Source organism: Formosa sediminum, from assembly GCF_007197735.1.
Classification (GTDB): Bacteria; Bacteroidota; Bacteroidia; order Flavobacteriales; family Flavobacteriaceae; genus Formosa; species Formosa sediminum.
Window position 1 is genome coordinate 1 of sequence record NZ_CP041637.1, and the last position, 19,371, is coordinate 19,371.

At 35.1% G+C, this 19,371-nt stretch carries 14 protein-coding genes, 2 tRNA genes and 3 rRNA genes; 10 read left to right on the top strand and 9 right to left on the bottom strand.

Going from position 1 to position 19,371, the window contains the following annotated elements:
• The 3 genes from dnaA to FNB79_RS00015 are packed head-to-tail and all read left to right on the top strand — an operon-like array spanning position 1 to position 2,660.
• Positions 1–1,428 carry a chromosomal replication initiator protein DnaA gene (gene dnaA / locus FNB79_RS00005; RefSeq protein ID WP_143379352.1) on the top strand — a complete coding sequence of 476 codons (1,428 nt, stop codon included), beginning with the start codon at positions 1–3 and terminating at the stop codon, positions 1,426–1,428.
• Positions 1,429–1,440: 12 nt separating this feature from the next.
• Positions 1,441–1,893, top strand: coding sequence for a low molecular weight protein-tyrosine-phosphatase (locus tag FNB79_RS00010; protein ID WP_246073302.1), 453 nt, complete (start codon positions 1,441–1,443; stop codon positions 1,891–1,893).
• Between the two features lie 47 nt (positions 1,894–1,940).
• Positions 1,941–2,660: an SAM-dependent methyltransferase gene (locus tag FNB79_RS00015; protein WP_143379353.1), complete on the top strand. Its 720-nt coding sequence runs from the start codon at positions 1,941–1,943 to the stop codon at positions 2,658–2,660.
• A gap of 3 nt (positions 2,661–2,663) precedes the next feature.
• Here FNB79_RS00015 and FNB79_RS00020 read toward each other — a convergent pair whose 3' ends face one another.
• From FNB79_RS00020 to dapF, 4 genes are all read right to left on the bottom strand, one after another.
• Positions 2,664–3,335: a peptidoglycan-binding protein LysM gene (locus tag FNB79_RS00020; protein ID WP_143379354.1), complete on the bottom strand. Its 672-nt coding sequence runs from the start codon at positions 3,333–3,335 to the stop codon at positions 2,664–2,666.
• Positions 3,336–3,557: 222 nt separating this feature from the next.
• The gene (mltG, locus tag FNB79_RS00025) at positions 3,558–4,601 is read right to left on the bottom strand and encodes an endolytic transglycosylase MltG (protein WP_143379355.1); all 1,044 of its coding nucleotides are present in this window, start codon (positions 4,599–4,601) and stop codon (positions 3,558–3,560) included.
• Positions 4,601–5,125: a GNAT family N-acetyltransferase gene (locus FNB79_RS00030; protein WP_143379356.1), complete on the bottom strand. Its 525-nt coding sequence runs from the start codon at positions 5,123–5,125 to the stop codon at positions 4,601–4,603. The genes mltG and FNB79_RS00030 overlap by 1 nt, the downstream gene beginning before the upstream one ends.
• Positions 5,119–5,898 (bottom strand): diaminopimelate epimerase, encoded by a 780-nt coding sequence (gene dapF, locus FNB79_RS00035; RefSeq protein ID WP_143379357.1) that lies wholly within the window; start codon positions 5,896–5,898, stop codon positions 5,119–5,121. The genes FNB79_RS00030 and dapF overlap by 7 nt, the downstream gene beginning before the upstream one ends.
• A 148-nt stretch (positions 5,899–6,046) precedes the next feature.
• On the opposite strand from dapF, the gene FNB79_RS00040 reads away from it, so the two are divergent.
• The 7 genes from FNB79_RS00040 to FNB79_RS00070 all read left to right on the top strand — a co-directional run bounded on the left by FNB79_RS00040 (position 6,047) and on the right by FNB79_RS00070 (position 13,931).
• Entirely contained in the window at positions 6,047–7,453 is a 1,407-nt protein-coding gene (locus FNB79_RS00040) for a trypsin-like peptidase domain-containing protein (protein WP_143379358.1), read from the top strand.
• Positions 7,454–7,864: 411 nt separating this feature from the next.
• Entirely contained in the window at positions 7,865–8,485 is a 621-nt protein-coding gene (locus tag FNB79_RS00045) for a tRNA (guanine-N1)-methyltransferase (protein WP_143379359.1), read from the top strand.
• Between the two features lie 134 nt (positions 8,486–8,619).
• Positions 8,620–9,297 (top strand): tRNA (guanosine(37)-N1)-methyltransferase TrmD, encoded by a 678-nt coding sequence (gene trmD / locus FNB79_RS00050; RefSeq protein ID WP_143379360.1) that lies wholly within the window; start codon positions 8,620–8,622, stop codon positions 9,295–9,297.
• Positions 9,298–9,423: 126 nt separating this feature from the next.
• The gene (rplS, locus tag FNB79_RS00055; protein WP_143379361.1) at positions 9,424–9,777 is read left to right on the top strand and encodes a 50S ribosomal protein L19; all 354 of its coding nucleotides are present in this window, start codon (positions 9,424–9,426) and stop codon (positions 9,775–9,777) included.
• A 763-nt stretch (positions 9,778–10,540) separates the two neighbouring features.
• A complete protein-coding gene (locus tag FNB79_RS00060) occupies positions 10,541–12,769 on the top strand; it encodes an NADP-dependent isocitrate dehydrogenase (RefSeq protein ID WP_143379362.1) in 2,229 nt (742 codons plus the stop codon).
• Between the two features lie 117 nt (positions 12,770–12,886).
• A complete protein-coding gene (gene murQ, locus FNB79_RS00065; RefSeq protein WP_143379363.1) occupies positions 12,887–13,708 on the top strand; it encodes an N-acetylmuramic acid 6-phosphate etherase in 822 nt (273 codons plus the stop codon).
• Positions 13,695–13,931 (top strand): DUF6095 family protein, encoded by a 237-nt coding sequence (locus FNB79_RS00070; RefSeq protein WP_143379364.1) that lies wholly within the window; start codon positions 13,695–13,697, stop codon positions 13,929–13,931. The genes murQ and FNB79_RS00070 overlap by 14 nt, the downstream gene beginning before the upstream one ends.
• Positions 13,932–14,075: 144 nt before the next feature.
• Here the strand turns inward: FNB79_RS00070 and rrf are convergent.
• The 5 genes from rrf to FNB79_RS00095 form a co-directional block, all read right to left on the bottom strand.
• Positions 14,076–14,183: ribosomal RNA gene (gene rrf / locus FNB79_RS00075) — 5S ribosomal RNA — on the bottom strand.
• 180 nt (positions 14,184–14,363) lie between these two features.
• Positions 14,364–17,185, bottom strand: a 23S ribosomal RNA gene (locus FNB79_RS00080).
• Between the two features lie 211 nt (positions 17,186–17,396).
• A tRNA-Ala gene (locus FNB79_RS00085) sits at positions 17,397–17,470 on the bottom strand.
• Between the two features lie 127 nt (positions 17,471–17,597).
• A tRNA-Ile gene (locus FNB79_RS00090) sits at positions 17,598–17,671 on the bottom strand.
• 95 nt (positions 17,672–17,766) lie between these two features.
• Positions 17,767–19,286, bottom strand: a 16S ribosomal RNA gene (locus FNB79_RS00095).
• Together the 16S, 23S and 5S rRNA genes with 2 tRNA genes alongside form the textbook arrangement of a ribosomal RNA operon.
• Positions 19,287–19,371 lie beyond the last annotated feature (85 nt).

Genomic DNA, 19,371 nt, shown 5'->3' on the forward strand with positions numbered 1-19,371 from the left:
ATGAGTGTAACTGCGCAATCGGTATGGAATAACTGTCTCGAATTCATAAAAGATAATATCCAACCGCAAGCATATAAAACATGGTTTGAACCTATTGCCGCAGTTAAGTTAACGGACAATGCTTTAAGCATACAAGTTCCTAGTAAATTTTTCTACGAGTGGCTGGAAGAGCACTATGTTAAGATTTTAAAAGTAGCCTTAACAAAAGAGTTAGGCGAAAAAGCTAAGTTAGTTTACATTATTAAGATGGAAAACACCTATGGCAATAAACAGCCTTTTACAGAACGTATTCCTAGTTCAAGTAGATCTGCTGTAAAAGCTCAAGATGTAGATATACCACTTAATAATAAAAATCCAGAATTACGTAATCCGTTTATTATTCCTGGAATTAGAAATGTTAAAATAGAATCTCAACTTAATCCAAATTATAGTTTTGAAAATTTTTTAGAAGGAGATTCTAACCGTTTGGCTAGAAGCGCTGGTTTAGCTGTTTCTGCAAAACCAGGAGGAACTTCTTTTAATCCTTTACTAATCTTTGGAGGAGTAGGACTTGGAAAAACTCACATTGCACACGCTATTGGAGTTGAAATTAAAGACAAGTATCCAGAAAAAACGGTTTTATATATTTCTGCTGAAAAGTTCACGCAACAGTATATAGATTCTGTTAAAAAGAATAACAGAAATGACTTTATTCATTTCTATCAAATAATAGATGTATTAATTATTGACGATGTTCAATTTTTATCTGGTAAGACAGGAACTCAGGATGTGTTTTTCCACATATTTAATCACTTACACCAAAATGGCAAGCAAGTTATTTTAACAAGTGATAAAGCACCTGTAGACATGCAAGATATCGAACAACGTTTATTATCTCGTTTTAAATGGGGGCTTTCTGCAGAATTGCAAAGTCCAGATTTTGAAACACGCGTATCTATTTTAAAAAACAAATTATATCGAGATGGTGTAGATATGCCTGATGATATAGTGGAATATGTTGCCAAAAACATTAAAACCAATGTTAGAGAACTAGAAGGTGCCATTATTTCTTTAATTGCACAATCGTCTTTTAATAAAAAAGAAATCACCTTAGACCTTGCCAAACAAATTGTTGAAAAATTTGTTAAAAACACTAAGCGTGAAGTTTCTATAGATTACATCCAAAAAGTAGTCTCAGATTATTTTCAGATGAACGTAGACACCCTACAATCTAAAACTAGAAAACGACATATTGTACAAGCCAGACAGCTCGCTATGTTTTTTGCTAAAAAATACACCAAAGCATCTTTAGCTAGTATTGGTTCTCAAATTGGTAAACGTGATCATGCTACAGTACTTCACGCTTGTAAAACTGTAGATAATTTATCGACTACAGACAAGCAATTCAAAAAATATGTAGAAGATATTACAAAAAAACTTTCTGTTTAAAACCTTTTTACAATGACTAAAATACTTATGGTTTGCCTTGGGAATATTTGCCGATCTCCATTGGCAGAAGGTATTTTACGCTCTAAGTTACCTTATGACGATTTTATTGTAGATTCTGCCGGAACCTCCAGTTATCATATTGGATCTCATCCAGATAACCGATCAATAACTGTAGGGAATAATTATGGAATTAATATTTCTAATTTAATGGGTAGACAGTTTACTGTAAAAGATTTTGACGATTTTGATATTATTTACGCTATGGACCGAGCTAATTATAGAGATATTTTACACTTGGCTCGTAATGAAAAAGATAAATCGAAAGTAAAAATGATTTTAAACGAAGTGTATCCTAACCAAGATTACGATGTGCCAGATCCTTATCACGGTGGTACTCATGGTTTCGAAAACGTTTATAAAATGTTAGACGAAGCTTGCGATATTATTGCAAGTAAATTACAATAACAAGATTTAAAAAACGGTATTTTAAATCAAATTAACTTTTTACCTGTATGACATCTTCTTTAGGAAAACTTTATCTTATTCCAACTACTTTAGGCGACAATGATCCTTTAGAAGTATTGCCCATATCTGTAAAAAACACCATTGAAACTACGTCTGTTTTTATTGTTGAGAACGAAAAAACAGCACGACGCTTCATCAAACGTATTTCTCCAAACACAAAACAAGCTACTTTAAAAATGTTTCATTTAAACAAGTTTACAGAACCTAGCGATATGCCTAGTTTTTTAGAGCCGTGTTTAAAAGGAACAAATGTTGGATTACTCTCTGAAGCAGGCTGCCCTAGTGTAGCAGATCCTGGATCTGATATTGTAAAAATTGCACATGAGCAAAACATACAAGTCATACCATTAGTTGGACCATCTTCTATCCTACTTGCTCTTATGAGCTCTGGAATGAATGGACAAGGATTTTCGTTTAATGGGTATTTACCGATAGATAAAAACGAAAGAAAACAAGAATTGAAACGTTTAGAACGTTTATCTTTTGAGCATAATCAGTCACAAATTTTTATTGAAACGCCCTATCGCAATAATAAAATGCTTGAAGACATCTCTAATATTTTAAGCAAAAACACTATGGTTTGTGTAGCGTGCGATATTACACTACCTACAGAGTTTATTAAAACCAAAACAGCTTCAGAATGGACTAAAAACACTGAAGACCTCCACAAGAGGCCTTCAATATTTATTATTCACAAAAGGTATTAAAACTTAAGCTTTAACAACTTTAGCTTTCTTGTTTGGTTTTACGAAAGATGTATCGTAACCAGAAAATTTCTTCATATAATACTCAATTGTAGTACCATAAGCATCAGAAAAACTTGTAGAACCATGACTTCTTAAGTATTTCTTTACGTTTCCTGGACCAGATAAATGTGCCGCAGCAAGTATACCGGATTCGGTAATTACAACGCCATTTATTTTTTTACCGACATATTTTTTAATGTCTCGACGTAAAATCCATTTGTTACGTTCTGCATTTGCTAAAAATGCTTTTTCCTGTAATTCAGGATTTTTAAGAAACTGTACCGGATTATGAATTCCAATAATTTTTAAAGTTTCTTTACCAAATTGGTATTTCCCTAAATACCCTAGTGTATTAACTGTAAAATAATTACCTCTAGATTCTTTAAAACCTAAAGCTTCTTTAAAGCCAACATACGTTTTTCCTAATGATGGCGAAAATGAACTTGCAATATCTGTTTTTAATGCTTTTGCATTGTTATGGCTAACACTATCATTAACCATGTTGTAATTTAAGGCTAAGCCTTCTGTTAAATAACTGTCCCCAACTTTAAAAGTTTCTTTTGATGAAAACGAATAAAAAGCCAAAGAACATATTGCAAGAATTACGAATAAATAACTTCCAATATTTTTTATCATACCATTTAATTTCTTCAAGTAATAAATACTCCTTACTTGAAAATTTCAGTCGGCAAATGTACAACAAATTTTATTAATCTGAAAATTAATCATTTAACAGTTTTTCACCCCCTCTATTTACCTAAAAATGTATATTTTAACCGAGATCAGAGCCTATTTTCATACCCTTTACTCGTAAGTAAAATATTACATAAATTATTGTTAAAATTCTAGATTAGCACATTATTGTGTGATTCCTTGACGGTTTAGATAGTTTTGGTAAGCTCTAGCATTGGCATTATGCTGACTTAAATTTTTAGCAAATCGGTGATAGCCTATACGATCTGGATCGGCTGCAAAATAATAATACCCATGATTTTCTGCGTTTAACACAGCTTCTATAGCTGTAAGATCTGCCATAGCTATTGGTCCTGGAGGTAAACCTACATATAAATATGTATTGTATGGAGATTCTATAAGCTTATGCTTGTTTAAAACACGCTTTATAACCGTATCTTTATATTCAGGTAATTGATATGCTGCAAATTTTAAAGTAGGATCTGCTTGCAATGGCATTCCCACTTTTAGTCTGTTTAGGTATACACCTGCAATACGTGGTTGCTCATCGGCTGCTTTGGATTCTTCATGTACTATTGAAGCCAAAGTAATAACTTCATTTGGAGTTAAGCCAATAGCTTTAGCCTTTTCAATTCTTTTAGCATTCCAGAATCTGTGATATTCTTTTAACATACGATCTCTAAATTCTTCTCCAGATGTATTCCAGAAAAACTCATAACTATTAGGAATATACATTCCCAACATAGTTGTTTTGGAAAAGTTATTGGTTGTTAAAAATAAAGTATCAGTCATGGCTTTTATTAAAGACAAACTATCTGCTTCGATTTGCACAGAAATACGACTAGCAAGTTTTGCTATACTCTCTTGATTATTAAATGCAACTTGCACTGGAATGTTTTTAATACGTATTGAGTTAATAATATCGTTATTATTCATTCCTTTAGTAAGACTAAATTTTCCAGCTTTAATATGTGTAGTATATTGTTTACGTTCTGCTAAAGCATCAAATGTACCTAGATCTTTTAAAAGTGGTTTTAATTGTTCACGTACATCTTGATAAGTTGCACCTGTAGGAATATAAACATAAGCTGTATCATTATTAAAAGCAGTATTAGGTTTAAACATTGCCGAATAAACATAATTTGCAAAAAAAGCAGCCACTACAAGCCCTAGAAGAACTATGGCTACAATAATTTTTTTTATATACATTAGTTATTAATTAATTGTAAAAGAAATTCATTTTTATATGCGCCATTAACAAAATTCCAGTCTTTTTTTAATCCTATTTTTTGGAATCCTTGTTTGGTAAACAATTTAATACTAGCAATATTATCTTCTGATATATTACAATATACTTGATGTAATTGAAGTTGGGTAAAACAATAATTTATTAAAAGCGATAAGGCTTCACTACCTAGCCCTTTAGAGCGTTTAGCTTCATTAGTTATTAAAATACCTATTCCTGCTTTTCTGTTTTTAAATTCAAAATCAAAGATATCTATTAAACCAATTGTGTTATGATTATAATCAGATATCACTAAACGCAATTGTTTAGCTTCATAAATATCTAGATGTGAATGGTCTAAATATTGTTTAATTAAAAATCTAGAATAAGGCGTTTGTGTATTGCTAAGTTCCCAAATAGATTCATCATTTTCTACTTCATGAATAAAATCTAAATCTTCGGGCTCTAAAGCACGTAAATATACATGTTCTCCTTTTAAGGTTACCATTCTATTTCACCTTTAAACACTTGTTTAGCCGGACCTATTAGCCAAACATTAGTATACCCTTGTTCTGTTTTAGTAAAAGAAACTTTTAATTCTCCGCCTTTAACTTTTAAATGCACTGTGTTTTCTGGTGTTTCTCCTAAATAATTCATAGCAATTGCTACGGCAGTTACACCTGTACCACAAGATAGGGTTTCGTCTTCTACACCTCTTTCGTAGGTTCTAACTTCAAAAGCATCACTAGAAATTTTCTTAACAAAATTTACATTTGTCCCCTCTTTATAATAAGGAGCACCATATCTAATTGTGCTTCCAAGTGCTTTAATATCAAAAGACTCTATGTGATCTTCAAACTGTACATGATGAGGAGATCCTGTATTTAAAAACACATATGTTCCATGGTCCTCTACTGTTGGAACATCTTGCATTTGCAATTGTATTAAATCTCCATCAAAAACAACATGGTGCATGCCATCTATAGCTTCAAATGACGCTTTTTTATCAATCACTTTTAAATCTTTTGCAAACTGAGACAAACAGCGTCCGCCATTTCCGCACATAGTACTCTCGTTGCCATCTGCATTATAATACACCATTTTAAAATCGACATCTGGATGATTTTCTAATAAAATTAATCCATCTGCTCCAATTCCAAACCGTCTATCACATAAGCGATTAATAAGTGCTGTATCTTGTTTATTGAATGTATTTTGTCGATTATCTATCATCACAAAATCATTCCCTGTTCCTTGGTATTTATAAAAAGTATGTGTCATAATTGATGACAAATATAGGAATATTTAACTATTATTTGGAGTGTTAAAATCTCTTTAATAGTTAGTTAAATAGCGTTAAAGACCTCCTATATTACGCGATAAAGAATTAATTTTAATCTTTATTATTAATAACCTAAATACACTAAACATGAAAAAAATATTAACCCTAGTCGTTGCTTCTGCTCTTGGTGGTATATTAACACTTGGCGCATACACCATGTTTTTGGAAAAAGATGATGCTTTGGTGATTACAAAAACAGAATCTAGACCAAGTAGTTTTATACCTACAGCTAATATTACAAATGCAAATTTAATAAATAACGCTCCTGATTTTACAACTGCCGCAGAAAACACGGTTCATAGTGTGGTGCATGTTAAAAACACTTCTATTGTATCGGGGAGAATGACCTATCAAGATTTATTTTTAGGAAGAAGTTCGGCAAGACCACAGGTTGGTACAGGTTCTGGAGTAATTATTTCACCAGACGGTTATATTATTACCAATAATCATGTCATTAATAACTCTCAAGAACTTACGGTTACATTAAATGACAATAGAGAATATAGTGCTAAAATTATTGGAAGCGATGACAAAACAGATATTGCATTGTTAAAAATTGACACAGAAGAAGATTTGCCATATACAGCTTTTGGTGATAGCGACCAGGTTAAACTTGGAGAATGGGTGCTTGCGGTTGGGAATCCTTTTAATTTAACCTCTACGGTAACCGCAGGTATAATTAGTGCAAAATCTAGAGATTTAACAGGAGACAGTTACCAATCGTTTATACAAACTGATGCAGCTGTAAACCCTGGAAATTCTGGTGGTGCTTTAGTAAATGCTAATGGAGATTTAATAGGAATAAATACTGCCATATCTTCGCAAACAGGATCGTACATTGGATATTCTTTTGCTGTACCAAGTAATATCGCTAGAAAAGTAATTGAAGATATTATGGAATATGGTAATGTTCAAAATGGAATTTTGGGAGTTAATGGCGTTGCTTTAAATAATGCATTTGCAGAAAAATTAAATATTACAGATACAGAAGGCTTCTATGTAGATAGTGTAGAAGAAGGTTCTGGAGCGGAAGTTGCAGGTATTAAAAAAGGAGATATTATTAAGAAAGTAGATCAAGTTAAAATAACCAAATTTGCTAATTTAAGAGGCCATTTAAATACAAAACGTCCAGATGATGTTGTAAATGTTACGGTATTAAGAGATGGCGATTTAAAAGAAATATCTGTTAAATTAATTAGAAATCAAACATTTACTATGCCTTTAGTAGGTGTAATAAAAAATACAGAAAAGGAAGATCTTAAAAAATTCAATTTAGAAAATGGTGTAAAAATCATTAGACTTAATGACGAATATGCACAGTATTGGAAACAAAATGGTATAAGCGAAGGTACTATTATTACAGCTATAAATACTCAAAAAGTAAATTCAATAGACGATGTACAAAATATACTTAAAAATAAATCGCCTTATGAGCCTTTACAAATTGAATTAATAAATAATAGAGGAGAAAAAGAACGTTATAATTTTAGATAAAAGTTTTATCCCTTTATACATTTAAACAAAACCCTCTAGTACATTCTAGAGGGTTTAATTTATCCATAAAGTATAAAACGAGATCTTAATTCTATTTCAATCCTCTTTATAAGACCAATAAACTTTACATTAATTAAGCAGTTTTCCTTTACAAGTATTCCTAATTAAAAAAATAGTTTAAAAAAACTTTTAATTATTTAATTAACAATATATCCATAATATTCAGACAGTTATAAAAATTAAGATTTGTTTGATGAACTAATATCAATAATAATCAACTTTTTATACCGTTTTACCGTATATATTAAACCTTGCTCTAATAAGCTTTTTTTACAAATTTAAAGACTGTACATAAACATTATTTTTTAAATTCGTGACATCCAAAAAAAATTCTAAAATAAGACTTCTATAATGAATGTAGTAAAAACCATTGCAAGCACTTTATTTATGTGTTTGCTTACCATCACTTTATCAGCACAAACTAATTCTGAATCAGACTCAGATTCTAATCTATCTTTAAATGAAGGTACATTAGATAATCAATTTGAATATATCATTCAAAAATCAAATAACTATCAGAATTATAAAGTTGTTAAAAAAGCATGGTTACAAACATTAAAATCTCACACTTTAGACTCTTTACAGGCTATTAGAAAAGATTTAGATGAAACTCAAATTGTAGTAAATCAACAAGCAAACGAAATTGCTACATTAAAATCTAAATTAAACGAAACTCAAAACACCCTTGATCTTACTAATAAAGAGAAGGATAGTATGGAGTTTTTAGGGATGCAATTAAGTAAAACCACTTATAATACTATTATTTGGTCTATAATTGGCGGGCTATTAATTTGTTTACTTTTCTTTATCTATAAATTTAAAAATAGTAATTCGGTTACCAGAGATGCTAAACGTATGCTTGCAGAAATTGAAGAAGAGTTTGATGAACACCGAAAAACGGCTTTAGAACGTGAACAGAAAGTTCGCAGACAATTACAAGACGAACTTAACAAACAAAAAGGAAACGTTTAAAAAACGATAAACATTAAAATATAAAAGTCCGTACAACTAAGTATGGACTTTTTTGTTATTTACATTTGAGAGATAAATATCTTCGGTTTTTAAATCCATTCTTCGCATCTTTGCACCTGATTTAAATTGAAGCCATGCGCATAGATATCATTACAGTTTTACCAGAATTACTTAAAAGTCCGTTTGAAGCATCTATCTTAAAACGAGCTATTGAAGCTAATTTAGTTGAAGTTCATTTTCATAATTTAAGAGATTATACAACAGATAACTATAAAACTATAGACGATTACCAATTTGGAGGTGGCGCTGGAATGGTTATGCTTATTGAACCCATTGATAAATGCATCACTAAATTAAAATCTGAACGCCATTACGACGAAGTAATATATATGACTCCCGATGGAGAAACTTTAAAACAAGGACTCGCAAACACATTATCGTTAAAAGAAAATATAATTATTCTTTGTGGCCATTATAAAGGTGTAGACCAACGTGTACGCGATTTATTTATCACAAAAGAAATATCTATAGGTGACTATGTATTATCTGGAGGTGAATTAGGAGCAGCCGTATTATGCGATGCTATAATTAGATTAATTCCTGGAGTTTTAGGTAATGAGACTTCTGCTTTAACAGATTCTTTCCAAGACAACCTATTGGCACCACCTATTTACACCCGACCTAGAGAGTATAAAGGTTTAAAAGTTCCTGAAATTCTCTTTAGCGGAAATTTTCCAAAAATAGAGAAATGGCGTGAAGATCAAGCTTTTGAGCGTACCAAAGCACGCAGACCAGATCTATTAGAAGAGTAAAACATTTTTAACAATTAAGTGTTGTTTATACAAAAAAAATCATTATTTTTGCACCCAATTTCTAACCAACCTCTGGCGAAAATCGTGTATGTTGCTTTGAATTAACTATAATTAAATAATAAAGATATGGAATCTTTAATAAAATTTGTACAAGACGAATTTGTAACAAAAAAAGAATTCCCAGAATTTGGGGCTGGAGACACAATTACTGTGTACTATGAAATTAGAGAAGGTGAAAAAGTACGTACTCAGTTTTTTAGAGGAGTTGTTATTCAAAAAAGAGGTACTGGTGCATCTGAAACATTTACTATCAGAAAAATGTCTGGTACAGTTGGTGTAGAGCGTATATTCCCTGTAAATATGCCAGCTTTACAAAAAATTGAAATCAATAAAAAAGGTAAAGTTCGTAGAGCTCGTATTTTCTACTTTAGAGGTCTTACTGGTAAAAAAGCAAGAATTAAAGAAAGAAGAAACAAATAATTTTCTACTTATAATAAATAAAAGTCCTAACATGATGTTAGGACTTTTTTTATGAACAAATGTTAATAACATAGGTTTATAAGTTGTTGATAATTAAAATGTTAAAAACCATAAAAAACTAATAATATTTCTTATCTTTATAAGACCTTTAAAAGCTTATATAGAGTTTTAAAGTTCTTTTAAATTGTTGATTGATCTTTTGATATAATTATCATGAAACATTTTTAATAAAAAGTATTGCTAGTCAGATTTACTTTATTAAAAGTATGATGTTTTTAATCAATACTTAAATATGTATTGATAGATGAATCAATAACAAATTAAAAGAGAAACATTTAGTAACTAGTAAATACATTTTGAACGTTAAATGTTTCAATTTTGAAATAGTGAATTTTTTTATGAAAACTAGTAAGATTTAATTCTGAACGTCATCAGCTCATAGACTGATACATTAAAAATACTATTTCAGAGAAAGCCATGTCAGTATAGTTTAACTATCTTGATATGGCTTTTGTTTTGCTTTAAAACTAGAAGATAAACGGTCTTAAAGTTTAATAAATAATAAATTATATAAACACAGTATAAATCCTAAATTTGTAATTTATTTCTAACAAAAACAAGAAGTTAATACATTTAAAATAACTAAAAGCGTGTTCTAATTTTAATTCATTATAATTAAACATTAGCTTTTTTGTATATTTGCAATCCACGAAAATATCATTCATTTTTTCGACAAAAAAAAATTACTATAAAACAAGTTAAAATGGCATACAGCTCACGTATTATTTACACCAAAACAGATGAAGCACCGGCTTTAGCTACTTATTCTTTCTTACCAATTGTTCAAGCATTTTTAAATCCTTCTGGAATTAATGTAGAAACTAGAGATATCTCTCTAGCTGGTAGGATTATTGCTAACTTTTCAGACTTCTTAACTGAAGAACAACAGTTACCAGATGCTCTTACAGAGTTAGGTGAATTGGCTAAAAAACCTGAAGCTAATATTATTAAACTACCAAATATTAGTGCTTCTGTGCCACAACTTAACGCTGCTATTAAAGAATTACAAAGCCAAGGATATAAGTTACCAAATTATCCAGACGAACCTAAAACAGATGCAGAAAAAGAAATAAAATCAAGATACGATAAAATAAAAGGTAGTGCTGTTAATCCAGTATTACGTGAAGGGAATTCAGATCGTAGAGCTCCAAAAGCAGTTAAAAATTACGCCAAAAAAAATCCACATTCTATGGGTGCATGGAGTGCAGACTCTAAAACACACGTTGCAACTATGGCTGAAGGAGATTTTGCTCACAACGAAAAATCTGTTACTCTTAATAAACCAACTTCTATTAGCATTGAATTTGAAGATACCAAAGGAAATTCAACTGTATTAAAAGATAAATTATCACTTTTAGAAGGTGAAATTATTGATGGTACAGTAATGAGTAAAAAAGCTTTAATTTCATTTTTAGAAACTCAAATTAAAGATGCTAAAGATCAAGATGTACTAATGTCTTTACACATGAAGGCAACAATGATGAAGGTGTCAGACCCTATCATTTTTGGTCATGCTGTACGTGTATTTTTTAAAGATGTATTTGCTAAACACGGAGAAACTCTTGAAAGTATTGGAGTAGATGTAAATAATGGTTTCGGTAATTTATTAAGTACTATTCAAGTTTTACCTGAAGATAAACGCGCTGAAATCCTTGCAGATATCGATGAAGCTTTCCAAAACGGACCAGCATTAGCTATGGTAGACTCTGATAAAGGAATAACCAATTTACACGTTCCTAGTGATATTATTATAGATGCCTCTATGCCTGCAATGATACGTACTTCAGGACAGATGTGGAATGCTTCAGGAACACAACAAGATACTAAAGCAATTATTCCTGATAGTAGTTATGCAAGTATTTACCAAGCAACCATAGATTTCTGTAAAGAACATGGTGCTTTCGATCCTACTACAATGGGAACGGTTCCTAACGTAGGACTTATGGCACAAAAAGCTGAAGAATATGGGTCTCATGATAAAACATTCGAGATTGCAACAGACGGTGTTGTACGCGTAATTGATGCAGAAGATAATGTATTAATAGAACATACTGTAGAAGCTGGAGATATATGGAGAATGTGCCAAGTTAAAGACGCTCCAATTCAAGACTGGATAAAATTAGCAGTAAGTAGAGCAAGAGCAACCAATACACCTACAGTATTTTGGTTAGATAAAAACAGAGCTCATGATGCAGAATTAATTAAAAAAGTAGAAAAATATTTACCTAATCATGATACATCTGGATTAGATATTAGAGTACTTTCACCAGAAGAAGCTACTCATTTTACACTTGCACGCATTAAAAAAGGTGAAGATACCATATCTGTTACAGGAAATGTTTTACGTGACTATCTAACAGATTTATTCCCGATTTTAGAATTAGGAACAAGTGCAAAAATGTTATCTATTGTACCATTAATGAATGGAGGTGGATTATTTGAAACTGGTGCTGGAGGTTCTGCTCCTAAACACGTTCAGCAACTTTTAGAAGAAAACCACTTACGTTGGGATTCTTTAGGTGAGTTTTTAGCATTAGCAGTATCTCTTGAACATATGTCTGAAACTACTAAAAATAATAAAGCTTTAGTATTAGCTGAGACTTTAGATGAGGCTACTGGAAAATTATTAGATAACGGAAAATCTCCATCACGAAAAGTTAATGAATTAGATAACCGTGGAAGTCACTTTTATTTAGCACTTTATTGGGCTGAAGCACTAGCTGCACAAACTAAAGACGAAAGTCTTAAGTCTACGTTCACAGAAGTTGCTAAAACATTAGCTAAAAATGAAGAAAAAATAGTTGAAGAATTAAATTCAATTCAAGGTAAATCTGTTGATATTAAGGGCTACTATTTACCTAGTACAGATTTAACGACTAAAGCAATGAGACCTAGTACTACGTTAAATACTATTTTAAGTACATTATCATAGTAATGATTTAACATACAAATAAATACATTTATAAAAAAGGTTCCAAATATGGAGCCTTTTTTGTTATAATTAATATTTACATAGCATTCATTTTTTTTTAATTTTTATATTTGCGGCATGAATTTTATTAAGACTACAGAAGCAAATTCTAAATATAATAATTTAGAAAAAATGAGTATTTCTGATTTATTAATTAATATTAATAATGAAGATAAAACAGTTCCTTTTGCTATAGAAAAAGCCTTACCACAAATAGAAATGCTTATTCATCAAACCGTTTCTAAACTTAAATTAGGTGGGCGCTTATTTTATATAGGGGCAGGTACAAGCGGTAGATTAGGAGTTGTAGATGCATCAGAATGTCCACCTACTTTTGGAGTAGACTCTAATGTAGTTATTGGATTAATTGCAGGTGGTGATAAAGCCATACGCGATGCTGTAGAATTTGCAGAAGATTCAAAAACGCAAGGTTGGAAAGATTTGTTAGAGCATAATGTAACCTCAAAAGACGTGGTTATAGGTATAGCTGCTTCAGGAACGACTCCTTATGTCATTTCTGCATTAAAAACTTGTAATGCTAACCAAATTGTTACAGGATGTATTACATGCAATGAAAACAGTCCGCTTTCATTAACAGCACAATTTCCGATTGAAGTTATTGTAGGGCCAGAATTCTTAACAGGGAGCTCTAGAATGAAAGCAGGTACTGCACAGAAGTTAGTATTAAACATGATTTCTACTGCAACTATGATTCAATTAGGAAAAGTTAAAGATAATAAAATGGTAGACATGCAATTAAGCAATGAAAAGCTTGTAGACCGTGGTATTAAAATGATTATGTCAGAATTAAAAGTCAACTATCAAGAAGCCGAACAGCTTCTAGTAGAACATAAAAATGTTAGAACAGCTATTAGTGCTTTTAGTAATGGAAACAAATAAAACAGAAAAAGAAATTCTTGTAGTTGGTTTAAAGAAAATGGGCATTTCCTTAGCTTGTATGTTTCTTGGTCCTACGCTTCTTCATATTGCTCTTACTAATAGAGAAAAGCCATTATTCATCCCCATTTTAATCTTAGGCGGTATCGTATGTATATGTGCGATATTCTTTGCCTATAAAGGACTAATGAAGATTATGGACAGTATGTTTAATCATAAAAAATAGATATACCACTAACTCAAACTACGACAAAGCCTAACATATGTATGTTGGGCTTTTTTTATGTAACATTATATTACTATGAAGTAGTAAGGTTAGATTATAAACAAAAAAAAATCCTGAACAAAATATTGTTCAGGATTAGTTTAAAAAAGGCGACGACCTACTCTCCCACAAATGCAGTACCATTGGCGCTAATGGGCTTAACTTCTCTGTTCGGAATGGTAAGAGGTGAGCCCCATCGCAATAATCACCTTAAATTGTTGGTTGTTGGTTTGTAGTTTTTGGTTGTTGGATCTTTTTCCAACTAATAACCATGAACTAACAACTATCAACCGCGCTCCTAGCGCAAATATCTTAACATATTGAAAAATACCCGGAGGTTATATACATATATACTCTAATAATAATTCTTGTACTCGTCTAAAAAAACAGGCGTACAATAAGCCTATGGGTTATTAGTACTACTCGGCTATGACATTACTGTCTTTACACCTATAGCCTATCAACGTGGTCATCTCCCACGACCCTTTAAAGAAATCTCATCTTGTGGTGGGTTTCGCGCTTATATGCTTTCAGCGCTTATCCCTTCCCAACGTAGCTACTCTGCAATGCTCCTGGCGGAACAACAGATACACCAGAGGTTGGTCCAACTCGGTCCTCTCGTACTAGAGTCAGATCCACTCAAATTTCTAACGCCCACAGTAGATAGAGACCGAACTGTCTCACGACGTTCTGAACCCAGCTCGCGTGCCACTTTAATGGGCGAACAGCCCAACCCTTGGGACCTTCTCCAGCCCCAGGATGTGACGAGCCGACATCGAGGTGCCAAACCCCCCCGTCGATATGAGCTCTTGGGGGAGATCAGCCTGTTATCCCCGGCGTACCTTTTATCCTTTGAGCGATGGCCCTTCCATGCGGAACCACCGGATCACTATGCTCTACTTTCGTACCTGATCGACTTGTAGGTCTCTCAGTCAAGCTCCCTTATGCCATTGCACTCTACGCACGGTTACCAAGCGTGCTGAGGGAACCTTTAGAAGCCTCCGTTACTCTTTTGGAGGCGACCACCCCAGTCAAACTACCCACCAAGCACTGTCCCTTCTGAAGAAGGTTAGACTCTAGATAAGCAAAGGGTGGTATTTCAACAATGACTCCACAACACCTAGCGATGCCGCTTCAAAGTCTCCCACCTATCCTACACATTACTTATCCAAAACCAATACTAAGCTATAGTAAAGGTGCACGGGGTCTTTTCGTCCCACTGCGGGTAATCGGCATCTTCACCGATACTACAATTTCACCGAGCTCATGGTTGAGACAGTGTCCAGATCGTTGCACCATTCGTGCAGGTCGGAACTTACCCGACAAGGAATTTCGCTACCTTAGGACCGTTATAGTTACGGCCGCCGTTTACTGGGGCTTCATTTTAGACCTTCGCATTACTGCTAAGCCCACCACTTAACCTTCCAGCACCGGGCAGGTGTCAGGCCATATACGTCATCTTTCAATTTAGCATAGCCCTGTGTTTTTGATAAACAGTCGCCTGGACCTTTTCACTGCGGCCCATCCGAAGATGGGCGACCCTTCTCCCGAAGTTACGGGTCTATTTTGCCTAGTTCCTTAACCATGAATCTCTCGAGCTCCTTAGAATTCTCATCCCAACTACCTGTGTCGGTTTAGGGTACGGGCTGCTTCTCTCGCTTTTCTTGGAAGTCGCTTCTCTGGATTATCACCTTGACCGTAGTCGCAGTGTACTATCGGAGTGTTACCACATCCTTCAACGTACTATTCCGTCAGTACGCACCAAATATACGCCTCCGTCACTTTTATTGAGAGCAGGTACAGGAATATTAACCTGTTGTCCATCCACTACCCCTTTCGGGTTCGCGTTAGGTCCCGACTAACCCTCAGCTGATTAGCATAGCTGAGGAAACCTTAGTCTTTCGGAGTGCGGGTTTCTCGCCCGCATTATCGTTACTTATGCCTACATTTTCTTTTCTATCCGTTCCAGCATACCTCGCAGTACACCTTCAACACAAATAGAATGCTCCCCTACCACAATTGCTTGTCCATAGCTTCGGTAATATGTTTATGCCCGATTATTATCCATGCCGAACCGCTCGACTAGTGAGCTGTTACGCACTCTTTAAATGAATGGCTGCTTCCAAGCCAACATCCTAGCTGTCAAAGCAGTTCAACCGCGTTTTTTCAACTTAACATATATTTGGGGACCTTAGCTGATGGTCTGGGTTCTTTCCCTCTCGGACATGGACCTTAGCACCCATGCCCTCACTGCTGCAGAACATTTTATAGCATTCGGAGTTTGTCAGGAATTGGTAGGCGGTGAAGCCCCCGCATCCAATCAGTAGCTCTACCTCTATAAAACTATATTGCAACGCTGCACCTAAATGCATTTCGGGGAGTACGAGCTATTTCCGAGTTTGATTGGCCTTTCACCCCTACCCACAGGTCATCCGAAGACTTTTCAACGTCAACCGGTTCGGTCCTCCACTGTATGTTACTACAGCTTCAACCTGCCCATGGGTAGATCACACGGTTTCGCGTCTACCACTACTAACTAAAGCGCCCTATTCAGACTCGCTTTCGCTACGGATCCGTGACTTAATCACTTAACCTTGCTAGCAACGGTAACTCGTAGGCTCATTATGCAAAAGGCACGCCGTCACCCTAATGGGCTCCGACCGCTTGTAAGCGTATGGTTTCAGGATCTATTTCACTCCCTTATTCAGGGTTCTTTTCACCTTTCCCTCACGGTACTAGTTCACTATCGGTCTCTCAGGAGTATTTAGCCTTAACGGATGGTCCCGCCAAATTCACACAGGGTTTCACGTGCCCCGCACTACTCAGGATACCACTATCGCGCCAATCTTTACCTATACGGGACTATCACCCTCTATGGTCACTCTTTCCAAAGTGTTCTAATTCATCATGGTCTGAATAATGTGGTCCTACAACCCCAATGTTGCCGTAACAACACTGGTTTGGGCTAATCCGCGTTCGCTCGCCACTACTTACGGAATCACTTTTGTTTTCTTCTCCTCCGGGTACTTAGATGTTTCAGTTCTCCGGGTTTGCCTCCCTAAGGATACTATATCTTCAATATAGTGGGTTGCCCCATTCGGATATTTGCGGATCACATTGTATGTGCCAATCCCCGCAACTTTTCGCAGCTTATCACGTCCTTCATCGCCTCTGAGAGCCTAGGCATTCCCCATACGCCCTTATTTAGCTTATTGTACTTTTTGCTTTTTTAATGAGTTTGTTTTTAGTTAAAAGCTCGTAAACTTTAACTAAAAACGAATTATTATTGTTTAAAATTTAACCTATATAGTATGTGCAATACTACATAAGCTAATATCTTAATGTATTTTTATGTATCTTTTTCAATATGTCAATGAACGTGTGGCTGTTCTTACTAATTAAATTAGCTTGAATCTTATGCCGTTGTGGAGAATATCGGAGTCGAACCGATGACCTCCTGCGTGCAAGGCAGGCGCTCTAGCCAGCTGAGCTAATCCCCCAAATTTAGTTTTGAGTTCTTAGTTGTTTGTTTTTAGTCCCTAGATCCTCATTGTATCTAACAACGATTAACAATGAACTAACAACTAATACCCAACTTCTAAAATTTCCTTTTCTCATTATATTTAGTAGTCTCAGGCAGACTCGAACTGCCGACCTCTACATTATCAGTGTAGCGCTCTAACCAGCTGAGCTATGAGACTCTAACTATAATAAGTATTTCTTTAAATTAACAGCTAAGAATAAATCATTCCTTTTGCAAAACCTTTACTATCTTCCAATAGTCGTCTTTCTCTAGAAAGGAGGTGTTCCAGCCGCACCTTCCGGTACGGCTACCTTGTTACGACTTAGCCCTAGTTATCGACTTTACCCTAGGCCGCTCCTTGCGGTGACGGACTTCAGGCACTTCCAACTTCCATGGCTTGACGGGCGGTGTGTACAAGGCCCGGGAACGTATTCACCGCATCATGGCTGATATGCGATTACTAGCGATTCCAGCTTCACGGAGTCGAGTTGCAGACTCCGATCCGAACTGTGATAGGGTTTATAGATTCGCTCCACCTCGCGGTGTGGCTGCTCTCTGTCCCTACCATTGTAGCACGTGTGTAGCCCAGGACGTAAGGGCCGTGATGATTTGACGTCATCCCCACCTTCCTCACAGTTTGCACTGGCAGTCTTGTTAGAGTTCCCGACATCACTCGCTGGCAACTAACAACAGGGGTTGCGCTCGTTATAGGACTTAACCTGACACCTCACGGCACGAGCTGACGACAACCATGCAGCACCTTGTAAATTGTCCGAAGAAAAAACTATCTCTAGTCCTGTCAATCTACATTTAAGCCCTGGTAAGGTTCCTCGCGTATCATCGAATTAAACCACATGCTCCACCGCTTGTGCGGGCCCCCGTCAATTCCTTTGAGTTTCATTCTTGCGAACGTACTCCCCAGGTGGGTTACTTATCACTTTCGCTTAGCCACTCAGTCTTGCGACCGAACAGCTAGTAACCATCGTTTACGGCGTGGACTACCAGGGTATCTAATCCTGTTCGCTACCCACGCTTTCGTCCATCAGTGTCAGTATATTATTAGTAATCTGCCTTCGCAATTGGTATTCTATGTAATATCTATGCATTTCACCGCTACACTACATATTCTAACTACTTCATAATAACTCAAGATAACCAGTATCAAAGGCAATTTTACAGTTGAGCTGCAAGATTTCACCTCTGACTTAATCATCCACCTACGGACCCTTTAAACCCAATGATTCCGGATAACGCTTGGATCCTCCGTATTACCGCGGCTGCTGGCACGGAGTTAGCCGATCCTTATTCTTACAGTACCGTCAAGCTCCCTCACGAGGGAGTGTTTCTTCCTGTATAAAAGCAGTTTACAACCCATAGGGCAGTCTTCCTGCACGCGGCATGGCTGGATCAGGCTCTCGCCCATTGTCCAATATTCCTCACTGCTGCCTCCCGTAGGAGTCTGGTCCGTGTCTCAGTACCAGTGTGGGGGATCTCCCTCTCAGGACCCCTATCTATCGCGGTCTTGGTAAGCCGTTACCTTACCAACTAACTAATAGAACGCATGCTCATCTTTTACCGATAAATCTTTAATATAATTGTGATGCCACAACCATATACTATGAGGTATTAATCCAAATTTCTCTGGGCTATCCCCCTGTAAAAGGTAGATTGCATACGCGTTACGCACCCGTGCGCCGGTCGTCATCTGTGCAAGCACAATGTTACCCCTCGACTTGCATGTGTTAGGCCTGCCGCTAGCGTTCATCCTGAGCCAGGATCAAACTCTTCATCGTTAAATTTTTAAGTGTTTCCACTATTACGTTTAACAACTAATGGAATTAAATTTTGGTACTCAAAATGGTTTATTCTTTTTTGTGA